Source organism: Aeromonas sp. S12(2024), from assembly GCF_041402305.1.
Lineage (GTDB): Bacteria > Pseudomonadota > Gammaproteobacteria > Enterobacterales > Aeromonadaceae > Aeromonas > Aeromonas veronii.
In genome coordinates, this window is the sequence record NZ_JBGLRB010000011.1 from 56,748 (window position 1) to 72,977 (window position 16,230).

13 protein-coding genes are annotated in these 16,230 nt (G+C 60.9%); 8 read left to right on the forward strand and 5 right to left on the reverse strand.

The window, feature by feature from the left end; genetic code table 11:
• Window positions 1–50 precede the first annotated feature (50 nt).
• Window positions 51–806, forward strand: coding sequence for an outer membrane protein assembly factor BamD (locus ACB035_RS12060; protein WP_033114826.1), 756 nt, complete (start codon window positions 51–53; stop codon window positions 804–806).
• A gap of 210 nt (window positions 807–1,016) precedes the next feature.
• On the opposite strand, the gene ACB035_RS12065 is transcribed toward ACB035_RS12060, so the two are convergent.
• Together ACB035_RS12065 and ACB035_RS12070 are read right to left on the reverse strand one after the other, a co-directional pair.
• Window positions 1,017–2,699 (reverse strand): ArnT family glycosyltransferase, encoded by a 1,683-nt coding sequence (locus tag ACB035_RS12065; RefSeq protein ID WP_371167357.1) that lies wholly within the window; start codon window positions 2,697–2,699, stop codon window positions 1,017–1,019.
• Complete coding sequence (locus tag ACB035_RS12070) at window positions 2,686–4,053, reverse strand: UDP-glucose/GDP-mannose dehydrogenase family protein (protein WP_371167358.1); 1,368 nt, start codon at window positions 4,051–4,053, stop codon at window positions 2,686–2,688. Before ACB035_RS12070 ends, ACB035_RS12065 begins: the two co-directional genes overlap by 14 nt.
• Window positions 4,054–4,454: 401 nt before the next feature.
• Here ACB035_RS12070 and arnB point away from each other — a divergent pair, with 401 nt between their 5' ends.
• The 7 genes from arnB to arnF are packed head-to-tail and all read left to right on the forward strand — an operon-like array spanning window position 4,455 to window position 11,881.
• Complete coding sequence (arnB, locus tag ACB035_RS12075; RefSeq protein ID WP_371167359.1) at window positions 4,455–5,591, forward strand: UDP-4-amino-4-deoxy-L-arabinose aminotransferase; 1,137 nt, start codon at window positions 4,455–4,457, stop codon at window positions 5,589–5,591.
• 6 nt (window positions 5,592–5,597) lie between these two features.
• The gene (gene arnC / locus ACB035_RS12080; protein WP_371167360.1) at window positions 5,598–6,578 is read left to right on the forward strand and encodes an undecaprenyl-phosphate 4-deoxy-4-formamido-L-arabinose transferase; all 981 of its coding nucleotides are present in this window, start codon (window positions 5,598–5,600) and stop codon (window positions 6,576–6,578) included.
• Window positions 6,575–8,566 carry a bifunctional UDP-4-amino-4-deoxy-L-arabinose formyltransferase/UDP-glucuronic acid oxidase ArnA gene (gene arnA, locus ACB035_RS12085; RefSeq protein ID WP_371167361.1) on the forward strand — a complete coding sequence of 664 codons (1,992 nt, stop codon included), beginning with the start codon at window positions 6,575–6,577 and terminating at the stop codon, window positions 8,564–8,566. Before arnC ends, arnA begins: the two co-directional genes overlap by 4 nt.
• On the forward strand, window positions 8,559–9,458 hold the full coding sequence (gene arnD / locus ACB035_RS12090; protein ID WP_371167362.1) for a 4-deoxy-4-formamido-L-arabinose-phosphoundecaprenol deformylase: 900 nt from the start codon (window positions 8,559–8,561) through the stop codon (window positions 9,456–9,458). The genes arnA and arnD overlap by 8 nt, the downstream gene beginning before the upstream one ends.
• Before the next feature lie 31 nt (window positions 9,459–9,489).
• Window positions 9,490–11,133: a lipid IV(A) 4-amino-4-deoxy-L-arabinosyltransferase gene (arnT, locus tag ACB035_RS12095; protein ID WP_371167363.1), complete on the forward strand. Its 1,644-nt coding sequence runs from the start codon at window positions 9,490–9,492 to the stop codon at window positions 11,131–11,133.
• The gene (locus tag ACB035_RS12100; protein ID WP_219271398.1) at window positions 11,133–11,477 is read left to right on the forward strand and encodes an EamA family transporter; all 345 of its coding nucleotides are present in this window, start codon (window positions 11,133–11,135) and stop codon (window positions 11,475–11,477) included. The genes arnT and ACB035_RS12100 overlap by 1 nt, the downstream gene beginning before the upstream one ends.
• Complete coding sequence (arnF, locus tag ACB035_RS12105) at window positions 11,474–11,881, forward strand: 4-amino-4-deoxy-L-arabinose-phosphoundecaprenol flippase subunit ArnF (protein WP_371167364.1); 408 nt, start codon at window positions 11,474–11,476, stop codon at window positions 11,879–11,881. The genes ACB035_RS12100 and arnF overlap by 4 nt, the downstream gene beginning before the upstream one ends.
• Window positions 11,882–11,953: 72 nt before the next feature.
• Here the strand turns inward: arnF and ACB035_RS12110 are convergent, their stop codons facing one another.
• From ACB035_RS12110 to ACB035_RS12120, 3 genes are all read right to left on the reverse strand, one after another.
• Window positions 11,954–13,282 carry a CoA-disulfide reductase gene (locus ACB035_RS12110; RefSeq protein WP_371167365.1) on the reverse strand — a complete coding sequence of 443 codons (1,329 nt, stop codon included), beginning with the start codon at window positions 13,280–13,282 and terminating at the stop codon, window positions 11,954–11,956.
• A gap of 97 nt (window positions 13,283–13,379) precedes the next feature.
• The gene (locus ACB035_RS12115; protein ID WP_005339766.1) at window positions 13,380–14,780 is read right to left on the reverse strand and encodes an L-cystine transporter; all 1,401 of its coding nucleotides are present in this window, start codon (window positions 14,778–14,780) and stop codon (window positions 13,380–13,382) included.
• 133 nt (window positions 14,781–14,913) lie between these two features.
• Complete coding sequence (locus ACB035_RS12120) at window positions 14,914–16,215, reverse strand: serine dehydratase subunit alpha family protein (RefSeq protein WP_371167366.1); 1,302 nt, start codon at window positions 16,213–16,215, stop codon at window positions 14,914–14,916.
• Window positions 16,216–16,230: the final 15 nt, after the last annotated feature.

Genomic DNA, 16,230 nt, shown 5'->3' on the forward strand with positions numbered 1-16,230 from the left:
AGCATAACGGATACTTTGCCAATTTCGTGGAAATGGACCGGATGTTGTTGATGGGAAAGAAGTCTCACCTGCTGATGTCGCTCGCCTTGGTCGCTACCTTGATCACAGGCTGTTCCAGCACCAAACCCAAGGTACCCGACGAACCGCCGGAGACCCTGTACCAGAAAGCACGCCTCAAACTGGACGTTGGCAATTACGTGCAAGCCACTGAATTGCTTGAGGCTTTGGACTCTCGCTACCCGTTCGGCGCCTACTCCAACCAGGTGCAGCTTGACCTCATCTATGCCTACTACAAGCAGGATGATACCGCTCAGGCGATCGCCAATATCGACCGTTTTATCCGCCTCAATCCGGCGCACAAGAACATCGATTACGTCTTCTATATGCGCGGCCTGACCAACATGGCGGCGGATTACAACTTCTTCCAGAGCCTCTTTGGCATCTCCCGCGATGACAAAGACCCGGCCTATGCCCGCCAGGCATTCCAGGACTTCAAGACCCTGTTGCAGAACTACCCCAACAGCGTCTATGCCGCCGATGCCCGTGCCCGCATGATTGGTCTGAAGAACCGTCTGGCCAAATATGACCTGAGCGTCGCCGAGTACTACGTGAAGCGTGATGCGCTGGTCGCGGCTGCCAACCGGGCCAAGCTGATTGTCGAAACCTACCCCGACACAGCCGAAACCGAAAAAGCGCTGGAGATCATGGTCGAGTCTTACGACACCCTGAAGATGCCGGAGCTGGCCAAGCATGCCCGCGAAGTGCTGGCCAAGAACTACCCGGAAAACCGCCTCGCCCGCAGCTGAGCGCGGATAAGCCGGTAACAAAAAACCGATGCCTTGGCATCGGTTTTTTTATATCTGCAATCAGCCCGGCCGGGGAAAGCCCACCATCAATAGCGGTAGTGCAACCCCACCCTGCGGGCATCCCAGTGCATGGCAACCGCCGCTACCACAGTGCGATGACCAAACGAACATATTGCGTTATCCGACGATCCTGAAGTGGAAATAGACAGATCAATGGCACTGCTCTGCGGCAACCAGCGTCAACAGCTGCCCCTTGTCCGAACGAAGCGAGGTCTGCGCAAGTTGCTGATAGGGGACCCCCTCCAGCAGATTTGCCATCTCCTGCGCCGTACCGTTGACCAGCACCGCATCGAATCTGGCATCATGACAGGCAAGCACATCCCTCACCCCCTTCCCGTCCAGATTCACTACCTGCATCTCTTCATAGACAGAGAGCAGACCTAGCTCGGTTTCACCCAGCCTCCAGCCGGCAATGCGATCCCGCGTCTCGAGCGGTATCCCCTCCAGCAGATGGGTCATCTTGCCCGAAACCCCCTTGGCGGCATCGATCAGCGGGTAGACCAGCGCAAAAGTGAGCAGAAACATGATGGCCACCGAGCTGGTGACATGAATGGCGCCATGTACCTCCTTGCGCCGCAACAATAGTTCCAGCGCCATCACGAACAGGATGATGGCGGGAATGTACCGCCACCCCAGCTTGCTGGCGGCTAGCTGCACTTCTGCCGGAATCTGGCTGGCAAATGGCAGCGGCAGACCCAGCAGAGGGAGCGCAATGATGGCGACGCAAAACAGCAGCATGAAGTAGAGCCACCCCCGACCATAACGGGCAGTCCACAGTGGCCAGCTCAGACTGACCTGACCCAGCATGATGGCAAATACCGGCAATAGCGGGAAAAGATAGAGGGTACGTTTGGTCGAAGAGAGAGTTAACAATAAAAGAGTTCCAAGTGCCCAGCACAGCAAAAGTAGCCGCTCACGGCTCCACTCCCGCTGTTTCACCGTTTGCCATCCCCAATAAAAAATGAATGGCAACCATGGGATGGTATATTCCACTATGCCCCACAAATAATAGAGATAGGCACCTTTCTTGATATGACCCAGTTCGGTCGAAGTGCCGGTAAGACGGCCAACCTGATTCTGCCAGAACCACTCATGCCACAAGGCATCGCCATCAGCATGATTAATTAGCTCACGAACCCAGGCTGCGATTGGCAATATAAAAAACAACAACACCAGCAAGTGTTGAAATATAAAAACGGGAACACTTTGCTCGTTTACTGCTTTGCGGGCAGCAAAGAGAAAGAGGGGCAACCAGCCGAAAAACACCGTCAACGGCCCGATCGGTCCTTTTGCCATAAAACAGCCAGCCAGACCCAGTCCGGCAATAATCGCCATCAAGTTGCGATGCGCCAGATAATATTCGGCGAATGCCCAGAGGGTAAATACGACAAAGAAGGCGAGCGCACTGTCCGTCCTGATCCAGTGCGTATTGATAATAAATCCCTCCATGGTGCCCAGCGCGATGACCGACCAGAGTGCCGCCGACCTGTTACCAAGCAGGCGATAGGCCAACAGGCCGGTGAAGAGCAGCATGCCTGCCGCCCAGACCACGCCCGCCAAACGCAGGGTGTTGGTTATCCCCAGCCAGGATGCAAACCCATCAAGAAACGGCAGAGCGGCCATGTAGAAGAGCGGCGGCTTCTCGATAAAGCTGCGCCCGCCCAGGGTCGGCACCACCCAGTCACCACTGCGGTACATTTCGAGCGAAATGGCTGCTTCGCGGGGTTCATCTGGCGTCCAGAGCTGATGATCAAACTGACCAAACAGCAGCACCAGAGTCACCAGCAGCAACATCCAGCAGAGCTTGCGCCCCGAGATTTCAGGGCGTGGCATGGCTCATTCCTTCTGCAATGGTCTCCCCGCGTCCGATGGCGTAGTAGGAGAAGCCCTGGCTTTTCATCTTGTGCGGGTCATAGAGATTGCGACCGTCGATGATGAGCGGCATGGCCAGCATCTTCTTGAGCTGGGCAAAGTCAGGTGCCTTGAACTCGTTCCACTCGGTGCAGATGACCAGTGCATCGGCCCCCGCCAGCGCAGCCTCCTTGGTGCCCATCAACGACAGCTCGGGCTGGCAGCCATAAATGCGCTGCGCCTCCTTCATCGCCACCGGGTCAAAGGCCTGCACCCGCGCCCCCTCCTGCCACAGCGCCTCCATCAGCACCCGACTCGGCGCTTCGCGCATGTCATCGGTATTGGGTTTGAAGGCGAGCCCCCAGATGGCGATGGTCTTGCCCGCCAGCGACTCGCCCCGCTCTTGAAAGTGAGTGGACAGCGTATCGAAGAGCTTGAACTTCTGCCGCTCGTTGACCCGCTCCACCGCGCGGATGAGCGGCGTGTCGTAGTCGAGGGCGGCGGCTGTCGCCAGAAACGCCCTCACATCCTTGGGAAAACAGGAGCCGCCATAGCCGCAACCGGGATAGATAAACTGGTAGCCGATGCGCTGATCGGCACCGATCCCCTGCCGCACCAGCTCGATATCGGCACCAACCCGCTCGGCCAGCCCGGCAATCTCGTTGATGAAGCTGATCTTGGTAGCCAGCATGCAGTTGGCGGCGTACTTGGTCAGCTCGGCACTGCGCACGTCCATTAAGAGAATACGGTCGTGATTGCGGTTGAAGGGTTCGTACAACTCGCGCATCACGGCTCTGGAACGCTCCTTGCCGGTGCCGATGACGATGCGATCCGGGCGCTGGCAATCACGCACAGCCGCCCCCTCTTTGAGAAACTCGGGATTGGAGACCACATCGAACTCGAACTGCTTGCCGAGCTCTGCCTGCTGCTCCCTGACCCAGTGGAATACCTTGTCTGCCGTACCGACCGGCACGGTGGATTTGTTGACGATGATAACCTCGTCGACACGATGTTGGGCAATCGACCTCGCCACCGCCCTGACGGCGCTCAGATCGGCCGAACCATCCTCATCAGGGGGCGTACCGACGGCGATGAATTGCACGTCACCGTGGGTAACCGCCATGGATATATCCGTGGTGAATTTCAGCGAGCCATTTTGTAGCGTCTGATGCAGCAATGAATCCAGCCCGGGTTCATAAATAGGTAATTCGCCACGGGACAACCGACTTATTTTTTCTGCATCGAGATCAATACAAACAACCTGATGGCCAACGTCAGCCAATACAATTGCTTGTACCAGGCCAACATAGCCACTGCCAAAAACGGTGATATTCATAACGACTATTCCATAATGCGTGATGCCGGAAACTTTACATCCTTTCCCCAATTGCACTACGGGCAATTTGTAACAAGCAATTTCAATACTGAATGACATTGCAACTATTCAGCAATGGCCAATAACTCGAGTAACAACACTAAAATAAGTGGCTAAACACCAATTCAAAATAAAACCAAGCAATATTTTGTTACGAGATATTTCCAGATTTGGTTATCCATAAAAACTCCAGCAATTGTTACCAAGTGTTGCTGTGCGCTTGAATAAAAACTCGCTATTCAGCTACTTTCGAAAATATATCGAGCGATATAGATATCTGTGCCGTGCATATTTCCAGTGAAAATCGACAATACCGGTTTTCATCGCCATTTGATCTCTTGCGACATTAAGAATGGAGTCGTATGAAAAACTTTCTGCCATTCTCGAAACCCGCCATGAGCGAGGCCGAGATCAACGCCGTCAGCGAGGTTCTGCAATCGGGATGGATCACCACGGGCCCGAAAAATCATGAGCTGGAGCAGAGTTTCTGCGAGACCTTTGGCTGCCAGCATGCGGTGGCGCTCTGCTCCGCAACGGCCGGTATGCATGTCACCCTGATGGCGCTGGGGATTGGCCCGGGTGACGAGGTGATCACCCCCTCCCAGACCTGGGTCTCCACCATCAACATCATCACCCTGCTGGGGGCCACCCCCGTCTTTGTCGATGTGGACAGGGATACCCTGATGGTCAGCGCCGGGCAGATAGCGCCGCTCATCACCCCCAACACCCGGGCCATCATCCCGGTTCACTACGCCGGGGCGCCGGTCGACCTCGACCCCATCCTCGCCCTGGGTCGCCAGCACGATATTCCGGTCATCGAAGATGCCGCCCATGCAGTCGGCACCCGCTATCGCGCCCGCTGGATCGGCGAGACCGGCACCGCCATCTTCTCCTTCCACGCCATCAAGAATCTCACCTGTGCCGAAGGGGGCATGCTGGTGACCGATGACAAGGCGCTGGCCGACAAGGTGCGGATGCTGAAATTTCACGGTCTGGGGGTCGATGCCTTCGACCGGATGACGCTGGGCCGCAAGCCGCAGGCAGAGGTGATCATGCCGGGCTTCAAATACAACCTGGCCGACATCAACGCCGCCATCGCGCTGGTTCAGCTGGCCCGCCTGCCCGAGCTCAACGCCCGGCGTGCCATCCTGGTTGCCCGCTATCGGGAGCTGCTGGAGGGATTGCCGTTCGAACCGCTCGCCATCCCCGATTATGCCCATCTGCACGCCTGGCACCTCTTCATGGTGCGGGTCGATCCGGCCCGCTGCGGCCTCGATCGCGATCAACTGATGCAGGCGCTGCAGGAGCGTGGCATCGGCACCGGCCTGCACTTCAAGGCGGCCCATACCCAGAAGTACTACCGGGAGCGCTACCCGACGCTCTCGCTGCCCAATACCGAGTGGAACTCGTCACGGCTCTGCACCCTGCCCCTCTTCCCCGACATGACGCTCTCCGACGTGGATCGGGTCGTGGCAGCCCTGACCGACATACTGGAGTAACAACACGTGAACCATAACGATATCAAGCGGGTATCCGTCATCATCCCCGTCTACAACGAGGAGGAGAGCCTGCCCGAGCTGCTGCGGCGCGTCACCGAATCCTGCGAGCAGCTGAGTCAGGATTACGAGGTGATCCTGATCGATGATGGCAGCCGCGACCACTCCGCCGCCATCATCAGCGAGGCAGCGGCCCGCCAAGGGAGCAAGCTGGTCGCGGTGCTGCTCAACCGCAACTATGGCCAGCATGCCGCCATCATGGCCGGTTTCGAGACCGCCAAAGGGGATCTGGTGATCACCCTGGATGCCGACCTGCAGAACCCGCCGGAAGAGATCCCGCGGCTGGTCGCCACCGCCAAGGAAGGGTATGACGTGGTCGGCACCATCCGCCGCAACCGGCAGGACTCATGGTTTCGCAAGACGGCCTCGCGCTTTATCAACAAGTCGGTACAGCGGGCGACCGGCGTCCAGATGAGCGACTACGGCTGCATGCTGCGCGCCTATCGTCGCCACATCATCGACGCCATGCTCTGTTGTCAGGAGCGCAGCACCTTCATCCCCATTCTGGCCAACAGCTTTGCCCGCCGCACCACCGAGCTGGAGGTGGGCCACGCCGAGCGCGCCCACGGCGAATCCAAATATGGCCTGATGCACCTCATCAACCTGATGTACGACCTGGTCACCTGCATGACCACGGCCCCGCTGCGCCTGCTCAGCATCGTTGGCAGCGTGGTGGCGGGGATCGGCTTCACCTTCTCGATCCTGCTGATCCTGCTGCGCCTGCTGATGGGCGCCGACTGGGCAGCAGACGGCGTCTTCACCCTGTTTGCCATTCTCTTCACCTTTGTCGGCGTGCAGCTGATCGGGATGGGGCTGCTGGGTGAGTACATCGGCCGCATGTACACCGATGTGCGCGCTCGCCCCCGCTACTTCATTCACCAAATCGTTCGCTCCACCCCGGATGCTTCGCAACAGGAAACTCAATCATGAAAGTTGTCGTCTTTGCCTATCACGATATCGGCTGCACCGGTATCGAGTCCCTGCTTCAGGCCGGCTATCAGATCCAGGCGGTCTTTACCCACGCCGACGACCCGGGCGAGAACCGCTTCTTCGACTCGGTCGCCCAGCTCTGTGCCGAGCACGACCTGCCGGTCTTCTCCCCCGAAGACGTAAACCATCCGCTCTGGATTGAGCGCATTCGCGAGCTGGCACCCGAGGCCATCTTCTCCTTCTACTACCGCAACATGCTCAAGCAGGAGATCCTCGATATCCCGACCGTCGGGGCCTTCAACCTGCACGGCTCCCTGCTGCCCGCCTATCGCGGCCGCGCCCCCATCAACTGGTGTCTGGTCAACGGCGAGACCGAGACCGGCATCACCCTGCACCGGATGACGGCCAAACCCGATGCCGGCGATATCGTCGCCCAGCAGGCGGTGGCCATTGCCGACGACGACACGGCGCTGACCCTGCATGGCAAGGTACGCCAAGCTGCCCATGCCCTGCTGGAAGGTGAACTGGTCAAACTCAAGCGCGGGGAGAGCCGCTTCACCCCGCAGGACGAGAGCAAGGCGAGCTACTATGGCCGCCGCACCCCGGCCGATGGCGAACTGCACTGGCACCGCCCAGCCCGCGAGCTCAACAATCTGGTACGCGCCGTCACCCAGCCCTATCCGGGGGCCTTCAGCTTTGCCGGCGATCGCAAGCTGACGGTCTGGAAGGCGCGGCCGCTGGCGCTCCAGAGTAACCAGCAACCGGGCACCATTCTCTCCCACGACCCGCTGCGCGTGGCCTGTGGTGAAGGAGTGCTGGAGATCCTGGCCGGTCAGGCCGAAGGGGGGCTCTATGTACGCGGCGCCCAACTGGCCCGCGAACTGGGGCTGGTCGAAGGAATGAAGATCGGCGCCAAGGCGAGCAATGCCCTGCGCAAGGCGCGCCTGACCCGGGTGCTGATCCTCGGCGTCAACGGCTTTATCGGCAACCACCTCACCGAGCGTCTGCTCAAGGATGGCGGCTACGAAGTGTATGGCCTCGACATCGGCTCCAGCGCCGTGGATCGCTTCATCAGCCACCCCAACTTCCACTTCGTGGAGGGGGACATCAGCATTCATACCGAGTGGATCGAGTATCACATCAAGAAGTGCGACGTGATCCTGCCGCTGGTGGCCATCGCCACCCCCATCGAGTACACCCGCAACCCGCTGCGGGTGTTCGAGCTCGATTTCGAGGAGAACCTCAAGATCGTCCGCTACTGCGTCAAGTACCACAAGCGCATCATCTTCCCCTCCACCTCCGAGGTATACGGGATGTGCGACGATCACAGCTTCGACGAGGATGAATCCCGCCTCATCGTCGGCCCCATCAACAAGCAGCGCTGGATCTACTCCGTCTCCAAACAGCTGCTGGATCGGGTCATCTGGGCCTACGGCAAGAAAGAGGGGCTGAACTTCACCCTGTTCCGCCCCTTCAACTGGATGGGGCCGCGCCTCGACAGTCTGGACTCTGCCCGCATCGGCAGCTCCCGCGCCATCACCCAACTCATTCTCAATCTGGTGGACGGTACCCCGATCCAACTGGTGGATGGCGGCGCCCAGAAGCGCTGCTTCACCGATATCGAGGATGGCATCGAAGCCCTGTTCCGCATCGTCGAGAACAAGAGCGATCGCTGCAACGGCCAGATCATCAACATCGGCAACCCGGACAACGAGGCGAGCATTCGCGAGATGGCGGAGGTGCTGCTCGCCAAGTTCGATGCCCACCCGCTGCGCGACCACTTCCCGCCGTTCGCCGGCTTCAAGCTGGTAGAGAGCAAGTCCTTCTACGGTGACGGCTATCAGGATGTCTCTCACCGTCGTCCGAGCATCCGCAATGCCCGCAAGCTGATCGACTGGGAACCGACCATCGAGATGGAAGAGACCATCGGCAAGACGCTGGACTTCTTCCTGCAAGGGGCGGTCACCACAGGAGTCGAGCATGACTGAGGTGGGTCTGCGGATCGACGTCGATACCTTCAGGGGGACCCGTGACGGGGTTCCCCGCCTGCTGCAACTGCTCGACCGGCATCAGGTGAAGGGGAGTTTTTTCTTCTCGGTCGGTCCCGACAACATGGGGCGCCACCTGTGGCGCCTGCTCAAGCCCCGCTTCCTGCTCAAGATGCTGCGTTCCAACGCAGCATCTCTGTATGGGCTCGATATCCTGCTGGCCGGCACCGCCTGGCCCGGCAAGCCTATCGGCAGAGAGCTGGGTTCCCTGATGCGCGACACCGACAACGCCCGTCACGAGGTGGGGCTGCACGCTTGGGATCACCACGGCTGGCAGGCCAACACCGGTCGCTGGGGCGAGGCCGAGCTGATCCGCCAGACCCGGCTCGGAGTCGATGCCCTGAGCGACATTCTGGGGCGCGAAGTGGATTGCTCCGCCGCCGCCGGCTGGCGGGCCGATCCGCTCACCACCCAAGCCAAGGAGCAGTTCGGCTTTCGCTACAACAGTGACTGTCGCGGCTGCGGCCTGTTCCGCCCCATTCTGGAGGATGGGCGGCCCGGCACCCCGCAGATCCCGGTCAACCTGCCCACCTTTGACGAGGTGGTGGGGCATCAGGTGACGGTCGACGGTTTCAACCACTTCCTGCTGGAGCAGCTGACCGCGACACCGCAACCGGGCCCCCATGTCTACACCATCCACGCCGAGGTGGAGGGGATCGTCATGGCGGATCAGTTCGATGCCCTGCTCGGCGAGGCCAAAGCGCGTGGCATCCGTTTCGTCCCCCTTGGCGAGCTGCTCCCGTCCGACCCGACTCAACTACCGACCGGTCACCTGCTGCGCGGCACCCTGCCGGGACGCGAAGGGTGGCTCGGCTGCAAGGCAACCCCATGAACCAGCTCACCAGACTGCAACCGAGGATCTCATGAAGATGACCCGATGGGCCCTGCCCCTTTTCTTTCTGCTCTTTTACCTGCTGCCGCTCAACCAGCGGATGCTGTGGAGCCCGGACGAAAACCGTTACGCCGAGATCAGCCGGGAGATGGTCACCACGGGTGACTGGGTGGTGCCCCACTTCCTCGGCCTGCGCTACTTCGAGAAACCTATCGCCGGTTACTGGTTCAACAGCCTCAGCCAGCTGATGTTCGGCGAGAGCAACTTTGCCGTCCGATTCGCCTCGGCCGCCTCGACCGGGCTGAGCGCGTTGCTGGTCTTCTGGTTTACCCTCCAGCTCTGGCAGTGCCGGCGCAAGGCGTGGTTCGCCAGCCTCATCTATCTCTCGACCCTGATCGTCTACGGCATCGGCACCTACAGCGTGCTTGACGCCATGGTGACCCTCTGGCTCAACGCCGCCATGGTGAGCTTCTACCTCATCCGGCAGGAGGGGCCACCCGGTCGCAGGATGGCGGGCTATCTGCTGTTCGGTCTCGCCTGCGGCATGGGCTTTCTCACCAAGGGGTTTATCGCGCTGGCGGTGCCGGTAATCGTACTTGTCCCATATATGCTGACCCAGGGGCGCCTGCTCGAACTGGTGCGCTTCGGACCGCTGGCCATCCTGAGCGCCGCCCTGCTGGCCGCCCCCTGGGCCATCGCCATTCATCAGCGGGAGCCGGACTACTGGCACTACTTCTTCTGGATTGAGCACATCCAGCGCTTCGCCTCGGAAGATGCCCAGCACAAGTCCCCCTTCTGGTACTACCTGCCGATGGGACTGCTCGGCACCCTACCCTGGCTGGGGCTGCTGCCGGGCGCACTGAAGCAGGGGTGGCAGGAGCGCAAGGTCGGCCCGCAGACTCTCTATCTGCTGGCCTGGCTGGTACTGCCCTTTATCTTCTTCAGCATCGCCAAGGGCAAGCTGCTCACCTATATCCTGCCCTGCTTCGCCCCGCTGGCCATCCTGCTCGCCAACAGCGCGGTCAATGCCCTCAGGGAGGGTCGCGCTCAGCCATTTCGCCTCAACGCCTGGATCAACGGCCTGTTCGGTCTCGTCTGCGTAGGGGTGCTGGCGGTACTGGCCTTCTCGCCACAACATGCGGTCTACGGCCGCTACGAGATGGGCAAGCTGGCCATTGCCATGGCGATCTTCGCCAGCTGGTCGCTGCTCGGCTTTATCCAGCTAGTGGCTCCCGTCCGCAGCTGGCAGCTGAGCGCCCTCTGCCCCATGGTGCTGGCCGTAGCCCTGCCGCTGGCACTGCCGTTATCGCTGGTGGACTCCAAACTGCCGGAGCACTTCATCAAGACCAACCGGGAGATCCTGATGGAATCCCACACCCTGCTGGCCAACGAGGTGGGCACCGCCTCCTCCATCGCCTGGGAGACCAAGCGCAGCGAGGTCAACCTGTTCGACAGCATGGGCGAGCTGAGATATGGCCTTGGCTATCCGCAGGGCAAGGGACGCTACGTCACGCAAGAGGAGTTCCCGAACTGGCTGGCACAGGCTCGCCAGGAGGGGCAGGTCGCCCTGCTGCTGCGCACCGACGATGACGAGCAGATCGCCGCGCTGCCCCCGGCAGACAAGACTATCCGCAGCCACCGTTTCACCCTGCTCGTCTACCACGGGAATCGCTGATGGATATCCTGCTCCTCCTGCTGGTCAGCCTCCTCACCAGTGCGGGTCAGATGCTGCAAAAGCAGGCGGTCATTAGCTGGCAACGCACACCGCACGGCCACTGGCAGAAGCTCACCTCTCCCTGGTTGCTGGGGAGCATTGCAGCACTTGGCTGCGGCATGCTGCTCTGGATCTATCTGCTGCAGCGGCTGCCGCTGAGCATGGCCTACCCCATGCTCAGCCTCAATCTGGTGCTGGTGCTGCTCGGCTCGCGCCTCTTTTTCCGCGAGCCGGTGAGCAGCCGCAACTGGCTGGGGGCTGCCACCATCATTGTCGGCGCCCTGCTGCTGGGAGGTCTGTTATGAAGGGTTATCTCTACGTGTTGGGCAGCATAGTGCTGGTGACAGTGGCGCAGCTCTGCATGAAGTGGGGGGCAATCAGCCTCCCTGAGTGGCAGGCCGATCCCGCCGTGATGCTGGCTCACCCCCTGCCGCTCCTCACCATCGTCATCGGCATCCTCTGCTACGGGCTGTCGTTGCTCTGCTGGCTGGCGGCGCTGCACTCCACCCCGCTCAATATCGCCTACCCGTTGCTCAGCACCAGTTACGGGCTGGTCTATCTGCTGGCGGTGAGCATGCCGGCCTTTGCCGAACCGCTGGTGGCGAGCAAGGCGGCAGGCGTCGCCCTTATCTTTCTGGGCGCCGTATTGGTCGGCAGCAAACCGGCGACAGGCAAGCCGGAGCGGCAAGATCCCCCTGCCGACCCCTGAGGCAGCTTTAAACAAAAAGAAGAGGCGGCACAGGGTGCCGCCTCTTCTCATTTTCCGCCTGACCAGCGCCTGTTACTTCGCGACGTTGCCCGCCACGTTCAGGGCATCCCAGGTGCGGGAGAAGGGCGGCGCGTAGGCAAAGTCCAGCATGCCGAGCTGTTCGGTGGTCACCCCCATGGTGATGGCCACCGCCAGCGCGTCGATGCGGTGGACCGCCCCCTTGCGACCGAGGATCTGGCCGCCCAGCAGCCGCTTGCTGCCCGCCTCATAGACCAGCTTGACGTGAATGTCTGACTGGCCCGGGCAGTAGTTGGTGTGGCACTTGTCCTTGATCACCACGGTGCGGTAATCGATCCCCATCGCCTTGGCTTCCTGCTCGGAGAGGCCGGTACGGCCCGCCTCCAGCCCCAGCACCTTGAGCGCGGCGGAACCCAGAGTGCCCGGGAACTCCTGCTCGGCACCGGCCAGGTTCTCACCCACCATGCGCCCCAGCTTGTTGGCGATGGTGGCAAGCGGCACATAGACCTGCTGCTGCTTCACGCCGTGCCAGACGCTGGCACAGTCACCGGCCGACCAGACATTGGCCAGCGAGCTGCGCCCCTGACGATCCACCTTGATGGCGCCGTTACCGAGCCGCTCGATGCCGGTATCGGTCAGAAACTCGGTGTTGGGCTTGACCCCGGTACAGACCACCACGATATCGGCCTCGTACTCGCCCTGGCTGGTGCGCACGCCGGTCACCCGACCATCCCCCAGCAGTGCTTCAACTCGCTCACCCAGATGGAGAGAGACCCCCTGCTCGCGCAGTTCGGTTTCGATGTGCTGGGTGATCTCGCCATCAAACGCGTCGGGGATGACCCGATCCGCCAGCTCGATGAGACGCACCTCCTTGCCCTGATGGACCAGCGCCTCGACCACCTCCAGCCCGATAAAGCCGGAGCCAATCACCACGGCGCGGCGATTACTCTTGTCTTGCACCGCAGCTTTGAGCGCCAGCCCGTCGGCCATCCGGCGCAGACCGAATACCCCTTGCTGCTGCAGACCGGGGATGGGGGGCATCACTTCGCGGGCACCGGTGGCGATCATCAGCCGATCGTAGCGGTCGGTGAAGGTGTCGCCGTTGTGCTCCACCACCAGAGTCTGGGCAGCCGCGTCAACGCTCAGCACCCGATGACCAATCTTGACCTCGATCCCCTTGGCGGCGAACTGCTCGGGGGTGAACTCGGCCATGTAGCCGGGCTCCTGAAACTCGTCACCGACGAAGTAAGGCAGGCCGCAGGCACCGAAAGAGATCACCTCGGAGGCCTCATACACCACGATGTCGGCATCGATGGCCAGACGGCGTGCCTTGGCCGCCGCGCTCATACCGGCGGCTTCGCCACCGATGATCAGAATTCTCATTGTTTTTCCTCTCAATGGCGCAGGGAGGGCATGCCCTCCCTGCGGTCTATGACGGGAAAGAGTCGCCCCTTTCCACGGGCAGATCAACCGACGCAAATCAGACGGTGGACTCTTCGCCGTCCAGACTCACTTCATGATCGCTGTTGAACACATGCATGTCGGTCTCGCCCATCAGGCGGCTGGTGACCGTCCCTGCGGTGATGGAGCCGGAGACGTTAAGAGCGGTACGACCCATGTCGATCAGCGGCTCGATGGAGATGAGCAGACCGGCCAGCGCCACCGGGAAGTCCAGCGCGGAGAGCACGATCAGCGCGGCAAAGGTGGCGCCACCGCCAATCCCGGCCACCCCGAAGGAGCTGACGGTGATGATGGCGATCAGGGTCATGATAAAACCGGGATCCATCGGGTTGACCCCGACGGTCGGGGCAATCATCACGGCCAGCATGGCCGGATAGATACCGGCACAGCCGTTCTGGCCGATGGTGGAACCGAAGGAGGCGGCGAAGTTGGCGATCCCCTCAGGAATACCCAGCGACTTGGTCTGGGTCTGCACGTTCATCGGGATGGAGCCCGCACTGGTGCGCGAGGTGAAGGCAAACGCCAGCACCGGCGTGATCTTCTTGAGGAAGCGCAGCGGGTTGATGCCGACCATGCTCACCAGCAGCAGGTGCACGACAAACATGATGGCGATGGCACCGTAAGAGGCCATCACAAAGCTGAGCAGGTTAAGAATATCCGCATAGTTGGAGCCGGAGACCACCTTGGTCATCAGCGCCAGTACGCCGAACGGGGTCAGGCGCAGCACCAGGGTCACCATTCGCATTACGATGGCATGAGCCACGGCCACGAAGTGGCTGAAGCTGGCGAAGATCTCCGGCTTCTTGCGGGCGATGCCGGTGGCGGAGAGGCCGATGAAGATGGAGAAGATCACCACAGCGATGGTGGAGGTCTTGCGGGCCCCAGTCATGTCGAGGAAGGGGTTGGCGGGAATGAACTCCAGCATCATCTTGGCAAAGGACATGCTCTCAACGCTGCCGAGGGTGGTCTGCAGCGCGGCGCCCCGGGCACTTTCGGCGGCACCGGAGGTGAGTCCTTCAGCGGTCAGGCCAAACAGGTTGGACATCAGGATGCCCGCCCCGGCGGCGATGGCGGTGGTGAAGATCAGCACGCCTATGGTCATGGCGCTGATCTTGCCCAGCGCAGTGCCGCCATTGAGCTTGAGAATGGCGCTGATGATGGAGACCATGATCAGCGGGATGATGATCATCTGCAGCAGCTTCACATAGCCGCTACCCACGATATCCAGATAGTCGATGGTCTGAACAATGACGGACGAACCGGCACCGTAAAGCAGTTGCAACGCGGCGCCGAACAGAATACCGAGCCCCAGACCGGCAAATACCCGGCGGGTGAAGCTCACATGTTTTTCCTGTAACCGGTAGAGAAAGAACAGCAAGATGGCGGCGATGGCCAGATTGCCGATAACGCTAAATGTCATGGTATGACTCCCCAAAAAGCGGGCTTGGGCCCGAGAAACAAGAGCAAGCGCCATGCTTGCCCTGGCAACCGTGTCAGACGGTCTGCGCCGTCGTGACAAGAACAAGGGGGTCTATCGCCCCCTTGTCACAGATTCACTGCTTCTGCTGTTTCGCTCGCATGATGTTGATGATCTCGATATCCGTATCCAGCATCCCCTCTTTGGAGAGGCGGCCCAGATTGGCGATGGTCTGGTCCACGTCATCGGAGACGATCCCCTCGCTCTGGGGCACATGCAGGTTGTTGATGGCCATCAGCGAAGACTTTACCGCCGCCGAGGTGGAGGTGGAGACCTTCATGGAGCAGGCGCTGCCCGCGCCGTCGCAGATGATGCCGGAGACATCGCCAATCATGTTGTTGATGCAGTGGCTGATCTGCTGATACTGGCCGCCCAGAAGCCAGGTGATGGCGGCACCGGCCCCCATGGCGGCGGTACTGGCGGCACAGAGGGCCGACAGCTTGTTCTGATAGGTCTTGATGTAGATGGCCACCAGATGGCTCATCACCAGTGCCCGGGTCAGCTGCTCGTCGCTCGCCTTGAGGAAGCGGGCAGCCGCGACCACCGGCATGGTGGCGGCAATGCCCTGATTGCCGGAACCGGAGTTGGACATGGCGGGCAGCATGGCGCCATCCATTCGCGCATCGGAGGCGGCGGAGGAGAGGCGCATCGCCAGAGTCATCAGGTCATCGGAGAGCAGCTTGCGCTCCACCTGCTCGGTGAGGATCTTGCCGATCTGCAGGCCGTAACCCTGCAACCCTTCGTCCGCCAGCGCCTGATTCATGGTGGCAGCCTCGCGGATAAAGTCGATCTCCGCCAGCGGCACTTCCAATGCAAAATCGACGATCTCCCGCAGGGTCATGGCCGGTTTGGCGGATTTGGCTGGCTGGATCTGCACGCCGGGGGCACTGGCCTGCTCCATCAGCACCTCGCCATCCTTCTCCATCAGGATGATGCGGGTGTGGTCGGTACAGATCACCACCCGGGCACTGTGCCCTTCAACTTCGGCCAGCACCTCGGCGTAGAGCACGTCCGGCACATCCTTCACATCCACCTTGATGACCGGCAACAACGTCTTGGCCGCTTCCACCTGTTCTGGTGTGAGGGTCTTTAGCACCTCCAGCCCGGCATCGGGATTGCCGCCGGTGATGCCGACCGCAGCGGCCACCGGCAGACCGATCATGCCGGTGCCCGGCACCCCGACCCCCATGCCATTCTTGAACAGATTGCCACTGACCCAGACGCTGACGCGAGTCGGGGTCTCACCCAGCAACTTGCGGCAGTTGGCCGCTGCCAGCGCCACCGACATCGGCTCGGTACAGCCCAGGGCCGGCACCACTTCACGCTTGAGCAGGGTAATAAAGTCGGTCCATTGTGCTTTCATCGCAGTGTTTCTCATGTTCAGGGTGCCCGC

What these genes read in the sequence shown, in the direction of transcription:
- ACB035_RS12060 (WP_033114826.1), top strand. Translation starts at nt 51, where the DNA reads ATGGGAAAGAAGTCTCACCTGCTGATGTCGCTCGCCTTGGTCGCTACC.
- ACB035_RS12065 (WP_371167357.1), bottom strand. Translation starts at nt 2,699, where the DNA reads ATGCCACGCCCTGAAATCTCGGGGCGCAAGCTCTGCTGGATGTTGCTG.
- ACB035_RS12070 (WP_371167358.1), bottom strand. Translation starts at nt 4,053, where the DNA reads ATGAATATCACCGTTTTTGGCAGTGGCTATGTTGGCCTGGTACAAGCA.
- arnB (WP_371167359.1), top strand. Translation starts at nt 4,455, where the DNA reads ATGAAAAACTTTCTGCCATTCTCGAAACCCGCCATGAGCGAGGCCGAG.
- arnA (WP_371167361.1), top strand. Translation starts at nt 6,575, where the DNA reads ATGAAAGTTGTCGTCTTTGCCTATCACGATATCGGCTGCACCGGTATC.
- arnD (WP_371167362.1), top strand. Translation starts at nt 8,559, where the DNA reads ATGACTGAGGTGGGTCTGCGGATCGACGTCGATACCTTCAGGGGGACC.
- arnT (WP_371167363.1), top strand. Translation starts at nt 9,490, where the DNA reads ATGAAGATGACCCGATGGGCCCTGCCCCTTTTCTTTCTGCTCTTTTAC.
- ACB035_RS12100 (WP_219271398.1), top strand. Translation starts at nt 11,133, where the DNA reads ATGGATATCCTGCTCCTCCTGCTGGTCAGCCTCCTCACCAGTGCGGGT.
- arnF (WP_371167364.1), top strand. Translation starts at nt 11,474, where the DNA reads ATGAAGGGTTATCTCTACGTGTTGGGCAGCATAGTGCTGGTGACAGTG.
- ACB035_RS12110 (WP_371167365.1), bottom strand. Translation starts at nt 13,282, where the DNA reads ATGAGAATTCTGATCATCGGTGGCGAAGCCGCCGGTATGAGCGCGGCG.
- ACB035_RS12115 (WP_005339766.1), bottom strand. Translation starts at nt 14,780, where the DNA reads ATGACATTTAGCGTTATCGGCAATCTGGCCATCGCCGCCATCTTGCTG.
- ACB035_RS12120 (WP_371167366.1), bottom strand. Translation starts at nt 16,215, where the DNA reads ATGAGAAACACTGCGATGAAAGCACAATGGACCGACTTTATTACCCTG.